General features: G+C 63.5%; 6 protein-coding genes. 3 read left to right on the top strand and 3 right to left on the bottom strand.

Translation table 11 applies throughout. The annotated features are described in order from the left end of the window. Positions 1–71: 71 nt before the first annotated feature. Positions 72–4,961: an NEL-type E3 ubiquitin ligase domain-containing protein gene (locus tag ACTJJN_RS19825; RefSeq protein WP_440781545.1), complete on the top strand. Its 4,890-nt coding sequence runs from the start codon at positions 72–74 to the stop codon at positions 4,959–4,961. A gap of 7 nt (positions 4,962–4,968) precedes the next feature. Here the strand turns inward: ACTJJN_RS19825 and ACTJJN_RS19820 are convergent, their stop codons facing one another. Next, a complete protein-coding gene (locus tag ACTJJN_RS19820) occupies positions 4,969–7,473 on the bottom strand; it encodes a UvrD-helicase domain-containing protein (RefSeq protein WP_017147714.1) in 2,505 nt (834 codons plus the stop codon). A 185-nt stretch (positions 7,474–7,658) separates the two neighbouring features. Here ACTJJN_RS19820 and ACTJJN_RS19815 point away from each other — a divergent pair, with 185 nt between their 5' ends. Both ACTJJN_RS19815 and ACTJJN_RS19810 read left to right on the top strand, forming a co-directional pair. Then, positions 7,659–8,357 carry a pirin family protein gene (locus ACTJJN_RS19815; RefSeq protein ID WP_014753512.1) on the top strand — a complete coding sequence of 233 codons (699 nt, stop codon included), beginning with the start codon at positions 7,659–7,661 and terminating at the stop codon, positions 8,355–8,357. Between the two features lie 216 nt (positions 8,358–8,573). Further along, positions 8,574–11,345, top strand: coding sequence for an amino acid adenylation domain-containing protein (locus ACTJJN_RS19810; RefSeq protein WP_014753513.1), 2,772 nt, complete (start codon positions 8,574–8,576; stop codon positions 11,343–11,345). A gap of 27 nt (positions 11,346–11,372) precedes the next feature. On the opposite strand, the gene ACTJJN_RS19805 is transcribed toward ACTJJN_RS19810, so the two are convergent. Beyond that, complete coding sequence (locus ACTJJN_RS19805) at positions 11,373–11,858, bottom strand: isochorismatase family protein (RefSeq protein ID WP_003250798.1); 486 nt, start codon at positions 11,856–11,858, stop codon at positions 11,373–11,375. A 160-nt stretch (positions 11,859–12,018) separates the two neighbouring features. Beyond that, entirely contained in the window at positions 12,019–22,845 is a 10,827-nt protein-coding gene (locus ACTJJN_RS19800; RefSeq protein WP_440781544.1) for a peroxidase family protein, read from the bottom strand. Positions 22,846–22,987 lie beyond the last annotated feature (142 nt).

Genomic DNA, 22,987 nt, shown 5'->3' with positions numbered 1-22,987 from the left:
AACAACTATCTACCGCACCCCGGCGCCTTGATCAGCGTGGACTGTCTCCCCCCACAAAAGAGATGGTGACCATGACAACCCCGACACCGTTGCATCAGAACCAGATAACCCGATCGTTACCGAAATGGAGCAAGGCGCTCCAACCCACGCATACGCGCAAAGTGGTGCAGAGCCTGTACAAGGAGTACCTCGATGAAGATGGCACCCCTTACTCGTGGTATGCCACTGCCGATGGGCCAATGCGTGAGCAGTTGCACAACGCGTTGCAAACCCGTAACAAACGGCTGGCGCAGGTCAAGCAGGCGCTAGGCGAGTTCAAGGACATCATCGCGTTCTGCGGCCCTCTGTTGACTGAGCGGTTGAAGCTGAATGTACCCGTAGACAGGGCGCAGTATGTGTTCCAGCCCTTTGAGTCAGAGGCCAACATCTGGGTTGGCGTTCCCGATGTGGAAACGCCTTTGGTCCCGGACGTGGAAGCGGACGTGCTGGCCACCCGCCCCGTCGGCCAGCCGCAAACACGCAGTTTGCTGGAGGCTGCCCTGCACAACTTCGAGGGGCTGGACGAAGTCGGTCCCTACAGCAGGCTCACCGACGCCGCTGGCAGCGACACGCCCCTGGCAGGCCTGACGATGGCGGACTTCGTCAGACATTGTCGGGCATTGGACCTTGGCAAACGCTATCAAGACCATTTGCTTGCGACCCATGAAGGCGCCAATCGCGCTGAAATCCAGCGCCTGTCGATTGCAGCGAACCGTGAGGCCTTGAGGGTCCAGGCATTGATCGCCAAGCTCAAAGGCCTGCTGAGCGAGGCCGGGCTCGATGCGCTTGGGCAACTGTGCGACGGCAAGCCTCACCCCACCTATGAAAACGAGGCGTTGCATTGCTGGCACTTCAACCTGTTCGATACCCCCGTCCACGAAATACTGTTCATCGGGCCAGACAACCCTTACCGCAAGAACCCCTGCATTGTGTATATCCCTGGCGACAGCGAGCACCCGGTAAGGGAGTTCGCTTCTCGTCAGGAAGCGGGCAAGCACCTGCGCAGCCGGCTATTGCAAAGCGAGTTTCGCCGCGCTTTGGTGCATTTAGCCTACAAGGACAGGCAAAAAGAACTCGCCGTAAAGCTGGAAATCGCGCTGTTCGAAGAGGATGAAGCGGGCATACGCAAACCCCGCATCATGCCAGTGATCCCTTTTACGCTCTCGCCCATCAGGACCGACCCTTGGACGTCCTTGTACAACGCACACCTTGCGCGCATGAAGGCCGACGCAAAAACCATTGCTGTGCCTACCGCCGAAGTCGACGCCAACGCCCGCAATGAGCGTCTGAAATACTGGTTCGACCTGGGGATGAACGTGCTGAATGTCGCCGCGTTCTTCGTGCCGGGTTTGAACACGGTCATGCTAGGCGTTTTTGCTTACGACCTGATGAGCTCTGTTTTCACCGGGTTCGAGGCCTGGGAAGAAGGTGATACCCGGCAGGCACTGGCGCAGTTGGAATCGCTGGCCATCAACGCGGGCGTGATTGCCGGCTTTGCAGTGGGCACCAGGATCGTCCAGGCGTCTGGCTTTGTCGATGCACTGAAAAGTGTATGGCATGAAGACAAGGAGGTGCTCTGGCACCCCGACATGAAACCCTATGCGAGCACGGCGGTTATTCCTGAGGGGGCTCAACCCGATTTGCTCGGCCATGTACACGTCGATGGGAAGACCTACCTGAAGCTGGATGGGACCCTGTACGAGGTGTTTCAGGGCACTGATCAGCAATGGCGCGTGCGCCACCCCGATGACGCGCAGGCCTATGCCCCACGCTTGCTGCATCAGGGTAACGCCCGCTGGCAACTGGCCCATGAACAGCCTCTGGAATGGGACCGCGAACAGCTCGCGCGCCGCCTCGGCAGCCATAGTGCAGGCCTGGACGACAGCGAACTGGACCATGCCATGCGCAGTACCGGTACCGATCCAGACGTGCTGCGCCGCACCCAGGCAACGGGCCTGCGTCCACCCGCTTTGTTGATCGACACGCTGCAGCGGTTGCAACTGGACAATCAGACACAGCAAATCATCAACTGCGTACGCCATGGGTTGCCGCTGGCTGCGTACAAGAACTTTGCCTTGCCTGAGTTGCTGCGCCTGCCGGGGTGGCCCGAGGGGAACGTGCTCAAGGTTTACCAAGGGCCAGAACCCTGGGGCGAATCTGTGCGCTACGGCCCCCCTCACACGCTGGGCCAGACAGAAATCGAAATTACCCGTACCGACCTGGACAATGGCCAATTGAGCCAGACCGTGCTGGATCAGATGGATGAAGAAGCCATTGGGCATTTGCTCGGTGACACACCAACCGAGCACCGATCGTCCGCACTGAACAACAAGCTCGCGCAACACCTGGAACAGCACCGCGAAGCGCTGTTCGAGAGCCTGCAACAAAGGCACCGTCCCACACGCCCAGCAACCGCACAAACCCTCGCCCGGCAGTTTCCTGGGCTGCCGGACAGCGCGCTTGAAGCATTGCTTGGCAACATCAGCAACGCCGAACGGGAACGCCTGACCAACGGCCGGGTGCCGCTTCGCATTGCCGAGGAAGCGCGCCTTCTGCAAGCTCGAGCGCGGCTTGACCGCGCCCTCCTCGGCCTGTTCAGGCCTAGCCTGGCCAACGACGACAGTCTACGCATCAAACAGGCGCTGCAAGCCGCGCACCCGCAGGCTGACCCGGCCCGGTTGCTGCAACTTGCCCTTGACGATCGCCAGCACTGCGCCTCACTGATCGGCCAGCAACCCATCAACCCCAGGTTCCGCTCCCCTTTGCGGTTGGCCAACGGCCAGCTGGGCTATCCTCTGAGCGGCCGTGGCCTGCAAGGACGAGCCTTGCCGGCTGCACGTCGACTCCGGGCGCTCTACCCCGAACTCAACAGCGAGCAAATCAGTGGGCTACAAGCCGAACTGGCTCGAGGAGGTGACCTGGGTAGCGCCATCAACCGGCTGGAGGTCGAGCAGCGTACCCTCAACCGGGATCTCAACCGCTGGGTAAGCACCGCCCGCACCCTTGAAGAGCGCTTTGATCGCCAGCAATGCACCGAGCGATTGATGAGTGCTTCCCGCCGTGAAGGCGGCGCGCACGCCAAAACACTGGTACTGGACCGCATGCAGCTCGAAGCGCTACCCGCTTTCACTGCACGCATGCCGCATATCCGCAATCTCAGGCTCGAGGGGCTGCAGATGCGGCGCCTGGAGGGCAGCTTCCTGACGAACTTCCCTAACCTGGAAACCCTGGAAATCGTCGGCAACCCGGACATCGATGCCGAAACATTGTTCGAGGCGCTCAGGTCGGCACCACGGCTACGCGAGCTGGGCCTGACAGACAATGGCTTGACCACCCTTTCACCCACCGCCCAACAGGTCATCGGGGCAATGCCCGGCCTGCGGCTACTCTGGCTCAGCCGCAACCGGCTGCAACTTGACACCAACAGTTTAGGCTTCCTGACGCGCTTGCCCCTGGATGTCCTCGGCCTGGGCCACAATCAGATCACACTTGACGAAAGCCTTGCCGCCCAGTTCCAGGACATGATCCACCCCACTGTACTGCACCTGTCAGGCAACCCACTGCAACTGGCGCCCGACCTGCGCTTCATGGCCCGTCTTGTCCACCTGGAGCTTGAGCGTTGCGAACTGCAGCAGTGGCCCGACAGCCTGACCGTCCTGATGAGCCAGCCCCAGTACCAACTGCGCTACCTGAACCTGTCGTCCAACCGCATTCGTACCCTGCCGGACTTGCCTGGTGTGCTGCGTACCCCGTTTGCCCGCGATGTCGCCGCGCACTTGCCGGAGCGCCGCTGGCTTTTCAACTACAACACCCTGGAAGCCCAGACACGAGCACGCCTGGGCAGTAGCGGCGTCAACGTATTCGAGCACGCAGAAGACGTGCCACTGTGGCAAGGCATTTTCCGTGGCGAGGCGAGCAGTGCCGAGGAGCAACTGTGGAGCGACCTGTTCGACCAAGGTGAAAACGCAGCGCTGCTGGGCGTACTCGAACGTCTTGCCCAATCGGCAGAAGCGCAGCGTGATGGCGAGGCCCTGAGGGCACGCGTCTGGAAGCTGTTGGATGACGCGGCCCGCGACACCGCGCTGCGTGAACGCCTCGCCACCGTGGCCGGCGACTTCCCGCCAACCTGTGGCGACGCAGGTGCCGACGCGTTCAGTGCCTTGGAGATAGAAGTGCTGGCCCACGAAGCGGCAGCCGTCGCCGGTAGTCGACCCGCTGATCTACTGAGCCTGTATGGCAAGTTGTATCGACGCAGTCAGGTCAATCAACTGGCCGATCGCATCAGCTGGAGAAGGTCCTTGCGCAAACAGGCGCTGCTCGACGGGGCCTTCGATGAAAACCTCCCCCCCTACGATGAGCTGGACGACCCCTCAGCCTTTCCAGACAGCGAACTTCAAACGGGGCTGGTGGACGATGTCGAGGTACGTTTGGCCTTGCGCCAGTCGTTGGCCAGCGCGCTGGACTACCCTGAGCCGAGCCGAGGCATGCTGTACCGCAATACGGCCAGAATCAACGACACAATCATCGAAATGGTGAAAGCTGCGGTCCGTTCCCTGGACAAGGATGCCATCGCTCGAGAGCAATGGTTGACCCAGCAGCCTGGCTGGGTCGAGTACTTGAAACGAGAGCATGCGGCACAGTTCAGCCTGATCACCGACTTCTGGCGGCCAGGCCTTGACTACCTCTATTACTGCCTGGATGAAACCGCCGACCCAGTGACATCACTGGACAGCTCTGTGCGACGAGCCTTGGCCAGGGTCATGCCCGAAAGCCCGGTGGATGCTGAGGGCAGGCTGCGGCGCGTCGTGCTCAACGAGCAGCAGTATCGCCAGGGCGTGGACGCGCTGACTGCCGAGCAGCAGCAGGTTGAAACCGGTCTGCTGATCAGCCTCACCCGCCAGACGCAAACAATCGGCCGCTGAACCCCACTCACTGCCCGCGCAGGTCTTCGAAGAAGGCCTGCTTGCCGTCCACCTGGCTGGACGCCCGTGGGGCCGCTGCGGCGTCACCGCTGGCGGTCTCCACGTGCCAATAGCAGTGCTGCACTGCGCGGGTCACCGCCACGTAGGCCAAGCGCTGCACTTCTTCCTTCTGTGCCGAGTCGAACGGTTGGGCATCACCTGCCTTGCCCAACCCGGCCTGACGGTATACCTGGTTCTTGTAGGGTGAGCTGGTCAGGTACTGGCAGTCACCCAGCATGAACACCGCATCGGCCTGCAAACCCTTGGCACTGTGGTAGGTCAGCTGGCGCAGCCGGCGCTGCTCGGCCGGAAGCGCCGCGTCGGCGTGCAACACGCTTTGCAGGTGCTCGTTCATCAAGGCCCGGTCACTGCCCTTGCGGTACAGCATCATGACCGTCTCACCCCGCTGATAGTGCTCGACAAGCGTTTCGCCCAGTGCAGCCTCGTCACGGTCGAACACCTTGACCGGCGAGCCGGGCAACTCAGCCGCCGGGCCACTGGCGCGGGCTTTCTTGCCGGCAATCGCCGGGGTGCCCTTGACCAGGTGCTCGGCCGCATCGATCACCTGTTGCTGGCATCGGTAGTTGTCGACCAGCATCACCCGCGTGTTGGCCGGCGACGGGAACGCCTTGGTGAACTCCATGAAATACTTGGGCGAGCTGCCACGCCAGCCGTAGATCGATTGCCAGTCGTCCCCCACGCACAGCAACGACGAATGCTGGGCATGGCGCCCGGTGTGCATGGCCGGGCCGCGGCGCCGTATTTCGGCGAGGCTGGCACGCAACCAACTAACGATCTGCGGCGACACGTCCTGGAACTCGTCGATCATCAGGTGCGCCAGCGGCCGCAGCAACGGATCGGGCAGCAAGTGCAGGTTTTCTGGGTTGTTCTCGCCAAACAAGGCGAACATGCGGTTGTAGCTCATCACCGGCGGCGACTGGTCCAGCAGGTGCGCTTCCAGGGCTTTCCAGTACAGCGCCAGGGCCTCGAAGAACAGTGCATCGCTATCGCCGGACGGAAAGCTCATCGCCGCCACCGCTTTGTTCACCTCCAACCCAAGGTTTTCGATGAAATTGGCCGCACTGACGAACGCATCCAGCAGCGGCGCCGGGGCCAGTTCGCCCTTGACCTTGTACTCGAAGCCAGGCCCGGCCACGGCATCGCCCGCCAACGATGCCGCCAGGCGCCTGGCCATGGCGTAGTTGTCGAGCCAGATCAGCGGCCTGTCGCAGAACGCCTGCAACAGTGTGCGCTTGACCGCCCACTCGGCACGCACGGTCAGCTTGGCGCCGGGGCGCTGGTACTGCGCGCTTTGTGCGGGGTCGAAGCCCAGCACCACCAAAGGCCCCTGGCCTTCCAGGCGGCCATGCACATGGAAGCGGCTGCCACGGATGTCGACCGTTTCGCGGCAGGGCTCGATGCCCTTGATCGGCCAGACGCCAGCGGCGAACCACAGGTCCTCGATCACGTCGCACAGTTCTTCGTCGCGCTGGGCGGCCAATTGGGTCACCTGTGCGCGCTTCTGCACATCGGGGTTGTTCGGGTCCAGCGGCTTCAGTTGCAAGGCTTCGCTGCGCAACTGGCCGACCAGCTCGGCAAAACGCGGGCTCTCGCCCAGCAAGCTGCTGTAGCACTGGTTCAGCTGCTGGCGCTGGGCATCGTTCAGGCGCAGGTCGAACGGGTTGCTGTCGGCCTCGGCCTCACGCCCGGCAGGCATCTCGTGGCCCAGTGTTTCAAATGCACGCACCTGGCCGAAGCCCGGCAGGCTGCGCACCAGCGGCAGGATGCGCGAATGGAACGTGCGCACCAGCTCGCGGGCCTGCGCAGGCTGCAGGTTGATCTGCCACAGGGCGAACACCTGCAGCAGGCGCTTGATGAAGTCCTTGCGCGACTCGCGGGTGAAGGTGACCACGGTCATCGCATCCAGCTCGTAACCCAGGTAATGACGCAGCAGCAGGATACGCAGCACCAGCGACGTGGACTTGCCTGCCCCGGCGCCTGCCACCACGCAGGTAGACGGGGTGTCACTGAAGATCAGCTTCCATTGCGCGGCGCTGGGCTGGGCTTCGGCGGGCAGGCGCTGGGCGACATCGGCCTTGAAGCGCTTTTTCAACTCGGCCGTCAACGGCAGGCGCCAGTCGTCGAACAAGTTGTCATCCTGGCCTGGCACGGCGGCGCTGTCGGGGCGCGTATCGCGGATCACCAGCACCTGGCGCCCCGCTTCATAGCCCTCCACGCGACCACGCTCGAACCCCTCACGCACACCATCGGCATGGCCAGTGCGCTGGCCTGTGGCGTGGCCGAGGAACCACGAGTCGCGGTGCTGGGCTTGCAGGCGGGTCAGGCCACGCCCCAGCAAGCGGGCGGCCAGGCGGCGAAACCAGGGCAACTGGGCAGGAGGGGTAAGGTCGGCGGGGGCCAAGGGTTGCTCGTGGGCCACGGTCACTCCGTTGAAAATCAAAACAGCAGGCATGTTCGCCGCATCGACGAAAAATCGCCAGCGAATGCTTGCAGATCAGTGGATTAGGCGATGAAGCGAATAAAACGTCACATAAAAAGCATCTATAAAACAGATTGTTTTAAGCCGATATTTACGCTTATTTTCGATGTTTCTTTAGCGCATCATGGCGTCATTCCACTGATTCAAGGAGCACGACCATGCTGCAACTGCGACCCTTCGAAAGCCTCGGCCACGCCAACCATGGCTGGCTCGATGCCCACCACCATTTCTCGTTTGCCGAGTACTACGACCCGGCACGCATGCACTGGGGTAACCTGCGGGTTTGGAACGACGACCTGATCGCGGCCGGCAGCGGCTTCCCACCGCACCCGCACCGCGACATGGAAATCATCACGTATGTGCGTGAAGGCGCGATCAGCCACCAGGACAGCCTGGGCAACAAGGGCCGTACCGAAGCCGGTGATGTTCAGGTCATGAGCGCCGGTACCGGCATTGTGCACAGCGAGTACAACCTGGAAGACATCGATACACGAATTTTCCAGATCTGGATCGTGCCGGAGCGCACCGGTGAAGCACCGCAGTGGGGTAGCCGGCCGTTCCCCAAAGGCGAGCGCGGTGAAGGCTTCGTGACCTTGGCCAGCGGCCGCGCGGGTGACGAGGACAGCCTGCAGATCCGTACCGATGCCCGTCTGGTGGCTGCCACCCTGCGGGCGGGTGAAACCGCCGAGTACCGCTTCGATGCCGCACGCCGGGGTTACCTGGTGCCGGCCAAGGGGCTGGTGGAAATCAACGGGTTGCGGGCCAAGGCGCGCGATGGCGTGGCGATCGAGCAGGAAGCGGTGTTGCGGGTGACCGCCATTGAGGACAGCGAGATCGTGCTTGTGGATGTGGCCTGAAAACCAGGCCTGTGACAATCCATGTCGCAGCGCAAGGCGGCTCCCATGGAACAACCGCTAACCCGTATGGTTAGCAGGGTTTTATGGGGGCACGCTTGCGGTCCTGGACCTGCCCGGCTATCGCAAGGCAGCCTTCAAATGTTGGCGCCATCAGCCAGCCTGCACTAGCGTTGTGCTACCAGCCAGCCCAACGTTCCTGCGGAGCACTCGATCATCATGCCGGACCTGCGCCCGAACCCGACGCTGTGCTTGGAGTACCGTGCCGAACAGCACATTCACCACGCATTCATCCAGCAGGCCAGCCGCTACCCGGCGGCCATTGCCATCATTGGCCAGCACGCAACCTGCAGCTACTCCCAACTGGAGCAGATCAGCGCGGGTATTGCCGCGTTTCTGGTTAAAAACGCCGCCAGCGGCACCGATCGTGTGGTCATCGTCAGCCGCCGCAGCGCCGCCCTGGTATACGCCATGCTCGGCTGCCTGCGTGCCGGCCTGGCCTTCACCGTGGCTGACGCCGCTTACCCAGCCGCGCGTATCGAGCAAATCGTCAACACCTTGAAGCCTGCAGTGATACTGCGCTGTGCCGAGGCAAGCGTCGACGTCGGCCAGCCCATAGTCGTCACGGTGCCTGAAGCCCCCGCTGAAGCGCTGCAGGCCTTCCCTCGCCAACCTGTCGCGCTGCCCGCTGTCAGCCCTGAGCAGCCGGCCTACATCACCTTCACCTCGGGCAGCACCGGTGAACCCAAGGGCATCGTTACCCACCACGCACCGCTGGTGCACTTCATCGACTGGCATGTGCGCCAGCACGGTTTCACTCAGGCCGACACCTTCTCGCTGCTTTCTGGCCTGGGCCACGACCCGGTATACCGCGACGTGTTCACGCCACTGTCGCTTGGCGCGACCATTGCCTGCCCGGCGCAGTCGACCCTGACCGACCCCTCACGGCTGGCGAGCTGGCTTCACCAGTACGGTGTGAGCGTGATCCACCTTACCCCGCCGTTGGGCAAGCTGATCGAAACTGGCGCACACCTGAACGGCCAGGTTCTCGACCACCTGCGCTACCTGTTCTGGGGGGGCGATGCACTCAGCCCGACGCAGTATCAGCAGGTCCGCGCCATCGCACCGAATGCCGTCAATGTGAACTTCTACGGCACCACCGAAACCCCACAGGCCATGGCTTTCCATACCCTCGACCCGGAAGTGGACAATGCCCGGGTGCCCTTGGGCAAAGGCATTGCCGATGCACAATTGCTGGTGATAAACCCGGCCAACCAGCTGGTCAGCGAGGGCGAGACAGGCGAAATCCTGATCCGCAGCCCCTACCTGTCGCGGGGATACTGGGGCGACGCGGGGCTGACCGAAGCCAAATTCATCGCCAACCCGTTCACCGCTGACGCGGCCGACCGCTGTTACCGCACGGGTGACCTGGGCACCTACCTGGCCGATGGCAGCGCCAGTTTTCTGGGGCGCGCTGACAGCCAGGTGAAAATCCGGGGGCATCGCATCGAGCTGGCAGAAATCGAGAACGCCATCTGCCGTCACCCGCACATAGGGCAATGCGTGGTCCTGGCCAACCACGAGGGTGCATCGACCCGGCTGGTGGCCTATTGCGTCGCGCAGCAAGCCATCCGTGTTGACGAACTGCGCCAGGCCCTCAGCGGCCAGCTGCCTGACTATATGGTTCCGGCGCTGTTCGTGTTCCTTGATGCCCTGCCGCTCACCCCCAACGGCAAAGTCGACAAACGCGCGCTGCCTGCTGCATTTGACGACAGTATCAGCCCACCGTTGTCACCCTTGGCCGAAAAGCTGAGTACAGCCTGGGCACGCATCCTCCAGGTACCGCGCCTGGACGCCAGGTTGAGCTTTGTCGAGCTGGGCGGCGACTCGCTGTCGTTCGTGCAGGCTTCGCGCGTGCTCGAAGCACTCATCGGCCACCTGCCTGAACGTTGGGAAACCCTGCCGGTGTGCCAGCTGGCCGAGCTGAGTACGCCGCCCAAAGGCGTATGGCGGGTAATGGAAATGCCGGTGTTCATCCGCATGCTCGCCATCATCCTGATTGTGGTCGGCCACCTGGGTGATTTCGACCACTGGCCGATACTCGGCGAAACCTCGGTGCTGTTCCTGGTCTCCGGCATCGCCCTGGCGCGCTTTCAGCTCAAGGCCATCGAAGCGCGTGGCGATGCACGCACGCTGCTAAGGTCACTGGCAGCCATCGTGGTGCCAACACTGTTGTACACCGCATTGATCCAGCTGGTATTCGACCGGCTGCATTGGCAATCGCTGCTGCTGGTTTCCAACTGGTTCCCCGACAGCGAGGTCAGCCTGTTCAACTATTGGTACATCGAAGTGTTGGTGCAGATGATCGTGATCATTGGCCTGGTGCTGTCGATCAAGCGCGTGCGCCAGGTGCTGGTTGCCGACCCGTTTCGCTGGCTGATCATCGCTGCCTGTGCACTGGTAGCGCTGGATGTGCTCCTCAACCAGTTCGTGTTCGACGCCAGTGCCCTGCTCAACCGGGTACCCCAGCACTTCCTGGCGGTGATGGTGCTGGGCATGGCCGTGCACCATGCCGACACGCCCTCACGCAAATGGGTGGCCAGTGCGGTGGCCGTGCTGGTGGTTGGCGAGCTGGACCTGATGGCGGTTGCCGGTGTTGGCTGGCAAGCGCTCACACACTATGTCGACATCGCCCTGCCAGCGATACTGGCGCTTGTCTGGTTCCGCTCGGTGCCAGTACCCGCCCTGGTTGCACGGGCAGGTGCGGTGATCGCTTCGTCAACCTTGTATATCTACCTGACGCATTTCCAGTTCGAGTCGGTGGCGGAGCATGTTTTCAGGCACCCGCTGTTCGAGGTGGCCCTGGCACTCGCTGGAGGGGTACTGGTGAGCTATTGCTGGAACACCCTGTTGCGCCTGCTGTTTACCCGCAGGCGCAAACAGCACCAGGCGCGTGGAGCCGATCCAGCTGAACGCGTCACCTCTGCCTGAACGAAGATGACCCCGCCGGCGCATGCACTACGCGCGTCCGGCCAGTTCAGCCAGCACCTCGGCCGAGGTAGTGACCTGGCGGAAGTGGTGCTTCCACAGGTCGGTACCCAGCTTGCCCGAACGGTCCAGCGACGACCCTATTGTCATGTCTGTCACCAGCGTGGGCATCAGCCCTGCATCGAACAGGGCAAAGCCGGCGGCCAGCACGCAGGTTTCGGTCTGCAACCCACACACCAGCACCCGCTCTACACCCAATTGCCGGATGTAGTCGATAGCTTCGGCACTTTGCCCATAGCCATGCTTGACGAACACCTGGTCGGCCTCGACCAGGCTTTCGTCCTCGGCCGCCGGGTGCCAACCGAGCTGGCGCTCGAACGGCGTGACCTGTTCATCGTGCAACTCGACCGAGGCTATGGTGGGAATGTTCGCTGACAACCGCCGCAAACCATCGACCAGCCACTCGGGTGGGCTGAAGGTGGACTGAACATCGACGATGAGCAAAACCTGGCGCATGGGCGGATTCCGGCACGGGCAAAAGGCGCGAAGTATAACGCGAAGCAACTGCCGTGGTCGCTGGACAGGCCCGGGGAACCATTCGGCGACTCTTTGCGCGGAAAAAGGGGCTGCTGCGCAGCCCCCCTGTTGTACCCGTAACAGCTAACCCCAGCGCCCCTCAACCGACCAGGATGAAGTCTGCGGCGGTCACCGTGGTTGCATCTGCCACCCCCACCAAACGTATGGAGTCGGCAGCACCGATACTTACCAAGGTGTCCGCACCAACATCTGCGATGGTCACACTGGCGCCAAAGGTGGCTGCGGTAATGTTGAGGGCGGTGATATCCAGCCGGTCCTGGCCACCCGCCGCAATGGCATCAAAATTGATGATCAAGTCGTTGCCAAAGCCTGCAGCGAACTGGAACACATCGTTGCCATCGGTGGCTATCAGGGTGTCGTTACCGGCCCCACCCACCACCGTATCGTTACCTGCCGCACCGTTGAGGAAGTCGTTGCCGGCCCCCCCGATCAGGGTGTCGGTACCCACGTCGCCGAACAATGTGTCGTTACCATCGCCGCCCTGCAGGGTGTCATTGCCGTTGCCGCCATCCAGGCTGTCATCGCCAGCGCCCCCGTTCAGGTTGTCGTTACCGGCCTCCCCCAGCAACGTGTCGTTGCCGCCACCGGCATCGAGGCTGTCGTCCCCCCCTCCACCGCGCAGTTGGTCGTCACCCAGGCCGCCGAACAGCTGGTCGTTCCCGGCGTCGCCGTTGAGGGTGTCGTTGCCGGCATTGCCGTTGAGCACATCGTTACCGCCGTCGCCGCTGAGCGTGTCATTACCTGCCCCACCGTCGATGATGTTGGCCAGCCCGTTACCCGTGCCGGTGAAGTTGCCCACCCCGGTATAGGCCAGGTTCTCGACGTTGGCCGCCGTGGTGTGGCTGGCCAGCGTGGTACGCACAAGGTCCGTACCGGCCCCGGTCGCCTCGACCACTACATCCCCGGCATCATCCACCACATAGGTGTCGTTGCCCACGCCACCCACCAAGCGGTCGGCACCCGCACCGCCGTTGAGCAGGTCGTTGCCGGCCCCCCCCGTGAGGGTGTTGGCCAGCGCGTTACCGGTACCGGTAAAGGCGCTGCTGCCGGTATAGGTCAGGTTCTCGACGTTGGCACCAAGGGTGTAGCTGGCCAGGCTGGTCTGCACCTGGTCCGTGCCACCATTGAGTGCCTCGGTGACCGTATCCCCGGCGTTGTCGACCAGGAAGGTATCGTTGCCGGCACCGCCATTCATGGCATCTGCGCCAAGCCCGCCGTTGAGGGTATCGTTGCCATCCTCGCCATTGAGGAAGTCAGGGTCGTCACCGCCATTGAGGATGTCGTTGCCAATGCCACCGAACAGCTGGTCGCTGCCGCCCAGGCCGTTGAGCGTGTCGTTGCCGCCCAAGCCCGAGATCACGTCATTGCCTGCGCCACCGGTCAGGGTGTTGGCTCCATTGGTACCAACCAGTACAACACCCGGTGGCACGGTGACTGCAGCGGTCGCCGCCGAGGTCAGCGACTCCAGGGTGCCGAAGCCGTCGGTGTAGCGCACGATCACCCGCAGCTGCTGGTTACCCTGGGCGAAGCCAGGGGTGAAGGTGGCCGCCGTAGCCCCGGCGATATCGGCGAAGGTGCCGCCGGTACCTTGCTGCCACTGGAAGCTGAAGGCCCCCAGGCCGTCGATGTCGGCAATTGCGCCGGTGAGCGCGGTCAGCGTCTGGCCCTGGTCGGGCGTGGTGTCGCTGATCAGCAACGCACCGGTCGGCGCATCGTTGACGTTGGCCACCGGGTCGAGAATGTCGGAGGCGACGCTTTCCTGCACGCCAAAGTCATCCACGTAGCTGACCACCACCCGCATGTTCTGCCCCACTTGCGCCTGCGTCAGGACGAACGTGCTGCTGATGGCGCCGGCGATGTTGACCCAACCGACACCCCGGTTGGACTGCCACTGGAAGGTGAACTGAGGGTTGCTCAGGCCGTCGGCATCGACGATGGTGGCCGGGTTGGCGGTGAGCGTCTGATTCTGCACCAGCAGCCCGGTCACGGTCGGCCCGGCGCTCGGCGCGCTGTTCGGCGTCGAATCGACGATTTCCAGCGTGCCCTTGGCATCCTGGTACACCGCACGCACGCGGATGTTCAGGCCGGCGACGTCGTCCGTGACGCGGTAGGTCGTACCGGTGACCCGTGTCGCTTCACCAGCGGCCACAACCGTGATGTCTTCATAAACCCCGGAACCCGGCAGCGCCTCGACTTGCCAGTAGTAGGCCACGGGGCCGTTCACCGCACCGGTTGCATTGGTTGCGCTGACATTGTCCGCGTCATGCACGGCGAGGTTGCTTACCCTCAGCAGCTGGCCACTGACTGGCGTATCGTCGCGCAGGCCGGTGGTAGCATCGAGAATCGCCAGGTGGCCGGTGGGGCCGGCGTTGACTGCCGTACCGACGCCAGAGGCCTGCGAACTGTCAGAGAACTGCAGGCGCTCAATGCCGGTCAGGTGGTCGACGCCATCGCGTCCGGCCACCAGGTCGGTGACGGTCACCGAGTTGCCATCGACCACCACGCTGTAGTCGGTGGACACCCCAGAGTACACCGCCGTGTCGTAGTGGTCGGTGCCGCTGAGGATCTCCCGCACGATCACCAGCTGGCCCGGCTTGTAGGTGCCATTGAGCATGAACGGCACCATCGGCTCCATGCTGTTGAAGCTGGCGATTTCCGGGCCGGTGCCATCAGGGTTGGCGCGTACGCTGATGCGCACGTTCAGCCACTTGTCGCCGTCGAGGATATCGTCGCCACCCCGGCCTTCGAGCAGGTCGCTACCGCTGCCGCCGAGGATGATGTTGCCACCGTCATAGAAGGTCGCCCCGGCCGCCAGCAGGCCGGCCAGGCCGTCGATCAGGCTGATGTTGGTCAACACGCTGCCGTTAGCACCTGCAGTAGGCAGCGAGGTGGCGTCTTCGCTGTCGCCGCGCAGGAAGTCGCCATGCGCCGAGCCCGACAGGCCTTCCATGATGTCGAAGCGCACCAGCGTCGAAGCGCCCGAACCCGGTACCAGCGGCACATCGAAGAAGCGGTCGCTCATGTCGATGGACACGCCTTGGGCCAAGTCCTTGAAGGTTGCCCAGTCATAGCCCGAGCCACCAATGTAACGGTCGCCGAACCCCAGGCTGCCGACCATGATGTCGTCGCCGCCTTCACCGTTGAACTTGTCGTTCTCGTTGCCGCCGACAAATACGTCGTTACCGATGATCGGGTCGTTGCCGAGCGGGTCGAAGTTGTCGCCAGGCGCGCCGTCCGAGGTGCCCTTCTCGATCCAGTCGTCACCTTCGTTGCCCATGTCCTGCTCGTTGGCCTTGCTGCCGAGGATGAAGTCATTGCCCTGACCGCCGATGGCTTCGGAGGCGTCCTCACCAGTGACGATAAAGTCATTGCCGAAACCGCCGATGATCAGGTTGATGCCATTACCGCCGTGCAACACATCGTTGCCGTCGCCGCCCTGGATGTTGTCGTCACCGCCCATGTCGCTGATGATGTCGTCGCCGGCCCCACCGCGCAGCTGGTCGTTGCCGTCACCCCCCTCGATGCGGTCGTTGCCGGCATCACCCCAGACCGTGTCGTCGCCTTCGCTGGAGACCAGAATATCGTCCCCGTTGGTGCCGCCCAGCACGATGTGCTCGGCACCGGCATAGCGGATGTAGTGGGTGTCCGGGCCAGCCGTCAGCGGGCTGTCGCGGAACACCACCTGCTCGCCGTTTTCGCCCAGCGGGTCGGCGCTGCCAAGGCCCTCGTTGTACTGCTTGGTCTGGTCCAGTTCCAGGTAGAAGCCAGGGTCGGAAAACACCAGGCCTGGCAGGTGGGTGGCCGAGCTGTTGGCCATGATCAGCTTGGCGAACGAGTTGCTTTCCAGCTCGGCGTTCATCGACAGGCCCGCGGTGCGCTCCAAATAGTAGAAGCGGTCGCCGTCCTGCAGTTTCTCCATCTGGTTCTCGAATACAAAGTTGAAGGTGCTGCCGAGCATGCCGCCAAATGGCGCTTTTGCTTCCGCCAGGCCGCCGATCCACAGGTCGATGGCATCGACACCGGTCACGGTGACTGCCTTGAGGTCATCGGCAGTACCCAGTACACCGTCCTTGCCGGGCAGGGTCACATTGGCCCAGGCGCCGCTGCTGTTGAGGAAGTCCATGCGGTCGGCGGGTGCGCCATCGCCGCCGAACACCAAGGCCATGGCCGCGGCGCGTTTTTCCAGCAGGGTGGTGGCAGCGGTGATGGTGCTGTGGGTGCCGTAGGCCGCGATGAAGTTGATCAGCGACTCTGGATGCTTCAGGTGTTGCACCAGGTCGACCCAGCTGCTGTACGGTTTGAGCTGGGTATCGCCGGTTTGCCCGTAGATTTCACGGCGCACAGCGTTCAGCGAAGGGATACCGACGTCGCGGCCACGGGCGATGTTGATCGCTGGCAGGTCCAGTGGCAGGCCGAGCAGGTTGTTGCGCAGCGCCTCGGTGACGAACTCGTCGATTTCGTTACCGGCCTGGCGGGTGACCCCGCGCACGATGGCGCTGGTGGCGTCCTCGGGGGTTACGCCACTGGCGGCATAAGCCAGTGGGTTGAGGAAGGCCGCGATCAGCCCCAGTTGCTGGTCGGGGTTGGCGCTGGCCGGGTCCTGGATGACGTTGAAGTCGATGTCGAAGCGGTCGACAGTCTCTGTCAGCATCGAGTGGCCAAAGCGGTACACGGTGTGGGCGAACTCGGCCACGATCGAGGCATCGAGGTCGACGTCGTACACCTGGGTCGGGGCAAAGAACAGGTCGACCCGAGGTTGCACGGTGCGGGCGAACTCCTCGAACACCAGGTGCTGGTACTGCATTTCGGTGCCGAACTTGGCCGCCTGGAACAGCCGCTCGCCATTCCACACCAGGGCATCGATCTCGGCCGGGGTGACTGGCAAGGCGCTGACGGGGTTGAGCAGCCACTCGTTGAGGAAGGCCAGGTCACCCGAGTCGAGCACGGTGTCCATGGTCTGCGCCACCAGCCGGTTGTGCTCGGAGTGGAAAATCGCATGCACGGCGGTCAGGCCGATGTTCTCGTTGACCCGGCCGTCACCGGCGATGTAGTGCGCGTCCAGCAGTTCGTTGTCGTAGGCCAGGTTGGCACCGGTCTGCGGGTTGACCGGCACGGCATTGCCGGCAACGTTGTCGGCATCCGGCGCCAGCACGCCGCCACTGAACACCGGCACGGCATTGTGGGCGATGTCGGCAAGGAACTGGTGCCCGGTACGCACGGCGTTGGTCAGGTCGAGCGGCGCCAGCGGGTTGCCTTCGACCTCCTGGTCATCAGCGGTGCCGGCAATACCGTCCAGGCCTTTCATCACCACCATCGGGTAACCGTTGGGCCCTTTGATGAAGTTGCCGTAGGCGTCGGTGGCCAGCAGCGGCACGTTGTCGACGTCGGCATCGGTCAGGTTGATGCCGAGCAGGTCGCGGGCCTGGGCCTTGACCACCTTCCAGGTGGCCATGCCGCCGATCTCGGTGTCGTCGGCCGTGCCGAACCGCCCATCAGCGCCCAGGTCGCGATTGGTGATCAACCGGCCCGTGGCGACCGGGCCGTCGTCAGTCATGAGATAGGCGCGCAGGAACACCTGGTGCGAGGGATGCGAGCTGTAGGTCTGGTTCTGGTCGACGAACGGCGTGGTGGTGTTGGTGTGTTCGCGGATGTCGTCGGCGTTGCCAAGGATGCCGTCCGGCCCAGGCAGGTTGGTGGCACGGGTTACCACCATGAAGTTGGTGAAGCCACCCTCCACGTACAGCGGGTCATCCGGTTGCAGCGGGATGTAGATGGTACCGGAGCCGCCCTTGGTGACCAGGTCCAGGCCATGGTCGAAAAACTGCCCGAAGAAGGTCATCCAGGCGTTGAACGGCGCAGACAGCCCGGCATCGGCAGCGGTGTTCTCGAACAGGTACACGTCATGGTCGTCGGTGGTGCCGAACTGGCCGTCCATACCTGGGCTGGCGACGATGCGCACGCCATCCTTGAGCACGTCGTCGTTGCCTGCGGCGCCGAAGTTGAGCACGCCATCGGCACCCGGGTCATACGCGGTGGCATAGGCTGCCGGGTTGTTGGAGGTCTGGTCGACAATCAGGTTGCTGATGGTACGTGGCTGCGAATCGAACACCGGCCCGCTGGTCTGCTGGTACGACGACCCCGGGATCGCCGGGGAACCTGGGCCGAAGAAACCGGCTGGCGCACCTTCGGCCGGGTTGAATACCGGGTCGGTCACGCGCGGGAAGACGTTGTCGGCGGCACCGTATTGGGTGTTGTTGTTGCCGTTCAGGTTCATCAGGTTGTTGTTCGAGCCATCCACCGCACGCAGGCCCATGGCTGCGCGGACGTTGGGGATCAGCGAGAGGATGTCCTGCCCGGCGGCATCGGCCTCGGCAATCTTGATTTGCGCGAGGATGAAGTTCAGGTCGGAGCGCACCATGTGCAGGCCGGCACCGCCGTCACTGGCATCCACCACCGGGGTGGCCACTGTCGGCACCACGGGCGCGCCAGGTTGCACCACGGTGGTAGGCTGCGAGTACAGCACTTCGGTGGTGCCATGGGCATCCTGATAGATCGCCTTGACCCGCAGGCTCAGCCCGGCCAGGTCTGGCGACACCTTGAACGAAGTGCCATCGGCGCTCTGGAAGGCCAGGTCACCGGCCGGTAGCAGGATGATGTCCTGGAACACACCGCTGCCCGGGTCGGCCTCGAACTGCCAGTAGTAAGACACCGAACGGTCGGCGAGCGAGCCCGTCGGGTTGCCTGCACTGATGTTGTCGGCGTCGCGCACGGCGGCCACGCTCACCGTCAGCATGTCACCCACGGTAATCGCACCGCCGTTGCTGTCGAGCAGGGTCGGGCTGCCGGTGGGTTGTGCGTTCACCCCCTCCACCAGTACGCGCTGGCTATCGGCAAACTGCAGGCGCTCGATGTGCAACAGGGTATCGACGCCATCGCGGCCGGCCACGGTGTCGGTCACGGTCCAGACGTCATCGGCGACATCGGCGGTGCCCTTGGTGTTCTGGGTCACCACGTACTCGCTCTGTAGCCCAGAGAATATTGCCGTGTCGAAGGCGGCCCCGCCGGTCGAAGTCCCGGGCAGGATTTCGCGCACGGCCTTGAGTTGACCGGGGTTGTAGGTGCGGTCAAGCATGAACGGAATCATGTCGGCCATGCTGTCGAAGCTGGCGATTTCCGGGCCGGTGTGGTCGACGTCGCCAGGGGCGTACACGGCGATGCGCACGTTGAGCCACTTGTCGCCATCGATCAGGTCATCGCCACCCCGGCCTTCGATCAGGTCACTGCCATTGCCGCCGAGCATGATGTTGCCGGTGGCAAAGCCGGTGGTGGGCAGGCCGGCATCCGCCAGGAACTGCTGCAGCCCCCGTATCAGCGCCACGTTGGTCAGCGCACTGCCGGTGGCGCCGCCATGGTTGAGAATGGTCACGGCATCGACGTCGTCGCCCTTGAGCACATCGGCGTAGGCCGAACCGGACACCCCTTCGACCTCGGCGAACCTGTCCAGAATCGATGCCGGCGAAGCGCCCACCGGGTTGAACACGCCAGCGTTCTGGTTAGGCGCGTTGCCATGGGGCTGAGCCAAGGCGGCCAGGCTGAGGTCCACGGTGACACCCACGCGGTCATTCTTGTTGGTGACCCAGTCGAAACCGGACATGCCGTCCATTTTGTCTTGGGCATCGCTGCCGACGAAGATATCGTCGCCGCCCTCACCGATCATTTCGTCAAAGCCGCCGCCCCCGACGAAGATGTCGTTGCCAATGACTTCGTCACCCAGCAAGGGTGCGAAGTTGTCACCAGGTGCGCCGTCCTGGGTGCCCTTCTCGATCCAGTCGTCACCTTCGTTACCGGTAGGTGGCAGGTTGGTCTTGGCGCCGAGGATGAAGTCGTCGCCCTGGCCGCCGAAGGTGGTGCTGATGTCCTCGGTGGTGATGATGAAGTCCTGGCCATCGCCACCCAGGATCAGGTTACCGGCAACCCCCATGCTGCCAGCGACGATCACGTCGTTGCCGGCGTTGCCTTCCAGGCGGTTGTCGCCGAACGAATCGGTGATGATGTCGTCGCCCGCGCCACCCAGCACCGCGTCGTTGCCGGCGCCGCCTTCGAGCAGGTCATCACCGGCATCGCCATAGAGGGTGTCGTCGCCTTCGCTGGAGATGATGATGTCGTTGCCAGCGGTGCCACCCAGCACCACATGGTCTTCACCGGTGTAATGCAGGAAGTTGCCGTCTGGCCCGACAGTATCGGGGTTATCGCGGATCACCAACGGAACGATTTCAACCCCGTTGATCTCGATGCCGCCAGTGGGGTCGGCCTTGCCGTCGGCACCCAACCCGGTGAACTGGTTGGCCTGGTTCACTTCCAGGGTGAACGTGGGCGTGAGGAACACGGTGTTGGACAGGTGGGTGACGTCGGAGTTGGCCATGATCAGCTTGGCGAAGGAGTTGTTTTCCAGCTCCGTACCAAAATTCATGCCCGCCGTGCGCGACAGGTAGTAGAAGCGGTCACCGTTCTGCAGCGCTTCCAGCTGGGTTTCGAAGACAAAGTTGAAGCTGGAACCGAGCATGCCGCCAAACGGCATTTTCTTCTCGGCCAGGCCGCCGACCCAGAAGTCGATGGCGTCGACCCCGGTCACGGTCACCCCGGCAATGTCGTCGGCCGTGCCGGCGATGCCGTCCGCGCCGGCCAGCGTCACGTTGGCATAGGCACCGGTGCCGTTGAGGAAGTCGAGGCGGTCAAGGGGGGCGCCGTCTCCGCCAAGTACCAGTGCCACGGCGGCGGCGCGCTTGGCGGCCTCGGTGGTGGCCCCGGTAATGCTGCTGTGGGTGCCGTAGGCGGCAATGAAGTTGATCAGCGACGCCGGGTGCTTGAGGTGGTCGGCAAAGTCGACCCAGCTGATGTAGGGCTTGAGCTGGCTGTCGCCGGTGGCGGCATAGAACTCGCGGCGGGCCTCGTTCAGGCTGGGGATGCCGGTATCACGACCGCGGGCGATGTTCAGCGCAGGCAGGTCAAGTGGCAGGCCGAGCAGGTTGTTGCGCAGGGCTTCGGTGACGAACTCGTCAATCTCGTTGCCCACCTGGCGGGTAACACCGCGGATGATTGCGCCCGCCGCTTCATCGGCCGTGGCGCCACTACCGGCGAACGCCAGCGGGTTGAGAAACGCGGCAATCAGGCCCAACTGCTGGTCGGGGTTGGCCGGGTCGGCAGAAACCGGGTTGAACGCCGGGTCGTAGCGGTCGACGGTTTCGGTCAGCATCGAGTGGCCGAAGCGGTACACCACATGGGCGAACTCGGCGAGGATGGCCGGATTGATCGAGGTGTCGTAGCCGTTGGGGGCGAGGAACTCATCGATCTGCGGCTGGATGGTGCGGGCGAACTCTTCGAACACCAGGTGCTGGTACTGCATCTCGGTGCCGAACTTGGCAGCCTGGAACAGCCGCTCGCCATCCCACACCAGCGCGGCGATGTCGGCAGGCGCGGTGGGGATAGCGGTGACGTCGTCGATCAGCCACTCATTGAGGAACGCCAGGTCGCCCGCGGCCAGCAGAGTATCCTTGGTCTGCTGCACCAGGCGGTTGTGCTCGGAGTGGAACACATGGTGCACGGCGGTCAGGCCGATGTTCTCGTTCACCCGGCCGTCACCGGCGATGTAGTGCGCGTCGAGCAATTCGTTGTCGTAGGTCAGGTTGTTGCCACCCTGCCCGACCGGCTGTGCGTTGCCCACCAGGGTGTCGGCGTCAGCCTGCAGCACACCCCCAACCACCACGGGCGCGGCATTGTGGGCGATGTCGTCAAGGAAGCCATGCCCGGTGCTCACGGCATTGGCCAGGCTGATCGGTGCGTTGCGGTCGCCCTCGACCAGCTGGGTGACGTCATCGGCGGTGCCAGCAATGCCATCGGCGCCGTTGTTCACGCGCATGACCACCTGCGGCATGCCGTTGGGTCCGCGCAGGAAGTTGCCGTAGGCATCGGTGGCCAGCAGCGGCACGCTATGCACGTCGGCATCGGTCAGGTTGATACCCAGCAAGTCGCGGGCCTGGGCCTTGACCACCGCCCAGGTAGCCATGCCACCGCTTTCGCCGTTGCCATCGTCGGCGGTGCCGAACTTGCCATCGGCGCCCAGATCACGGTTGGTGATCAGGCGCCCGGTAGCCACCGGCTCACCTGCCGCGTTGACCGTGTATTCGCGCAGGAACACCTGGTGCGAGGGGTGCGAGCTGTAGGTCTGGCTCTGGTCGACAAAGGGCGAGGTGGTGTTGGGCTGGCTATCGTCGGCGGTACCCACCACGCCATCGGCGCCGGCGGTGCGCACGGCGCGGGACAGCACCATGAAGTTGGTCGGGCTGCCGGCCACGAACAGGGGGTCGTCCGGGCGCAGCGGGATGAACACGATGTCGGTGCTGCTCTTGCTGACCAGGTCCAGGCCGTGGTCGAAGAACTGACCGAAGAAGGTCATCCAGGCGTTGAAGCCGGCGGTCAGCCCGGCGTCTGGCGACACGTTGGGGATGAAGAACACAGGCTTGTCGTCTGCGGTGCCGAATACGCCATCGATACCAGGGCTCATCACCGGCGCGGCACCGCCGTTGGCCTCGACGGCGGCCGGGTTGTTGGCTGTCTGGTCGACGATCAGGTTGCTGATGGTGCGCGGTTGCGAATCGACGACATTGCCGGTGCCGACATAGTTGGCGCGGTAAGACGCTTCGAGCAGGCGCAGGAACGAGTTGTCGGCTGCGCCGAACTCGCTCTGCCCGGTGACCAGGTTGTTGTAGCTGCCATCCACCGTGCGCAGGCCAAAGGGTACCTGGCTGTTGGGCAACAGGTCGATCAGGCTGGCGCCATCGGCGTGTGCCTCAGCGATGAAGATCTGTTTGAGGATGAATTCAAGGTCCGACTTGCTGAAATTGGCCATTGCAGTTGCCCTCGATCTGTCCGGAGATGACACAGGGCAACAGGGTCCTTCCCGCGCCCAGTCAGTGTTGACGTGCGCAGAATCTGGTTGGGTGTACCGGGCTCAGTAGCCCAGCACTCGTGTGCTGAAACCTCTGGCCTCT

The organism is Pseudomonas sp. 22515 (genome assembly GCF_052044625.1).
Taxonomy (GTDB): Bacteria; Pseudomonadota; Gammaproteobacteria; order Pseudomonadales; family Pseudomonadaceae; genus Aquipseudomonas; species Aquipseudomonas alloputida.
This window is presented reverse-complemented; position numbering and strand designations above follow the sequence as displayed.

Coding starts and splice junctions, on each gene's coding strand:
- ACTJJN_RS19825 (WP_440781545.1), top strand. CDS start 72: ATGACAACCCCGACACCGTTGCATCAGAACCAGATAACCCGATCGTTA.
- ACTJJN_RS19820 (WP_017147714.1), bottom strand. CDS start 7,473: ATGCCTGCTGTTTTGATTTTCAACGGAGTGACCGTGGCCCACGAGCAA.
- ACTJJN_RS19815 (WP_014753512.1), top strand. CDS start 7,659: ATGCTGCAACTGCGACCCTTCGAAAGCCTCGGCCACGCCAACCATGGC.
- ACTJJN_RS19810 (WP_014753513.1), top strand. CDS start 8,574: ATGCCGGACCTGCGCCCGAACCCGACGCTGTGCTTGGAGTACCGTGCC.
- ACTJJN_RS19805 (WP_003250798.1), bottom strand. CDS start 11,858: ATGCGCCAGGTTTTGCTCATCGTCGATGTTCAGTCCACCTTCAGCCCA.
- ACTJJN_RS19800 (WP_440781544.1), bottom strand. CDS start 22,845: ATGGCCAATTTCAGCAAGTCGGACCTTGAATTCATCCTCAAACAGATC.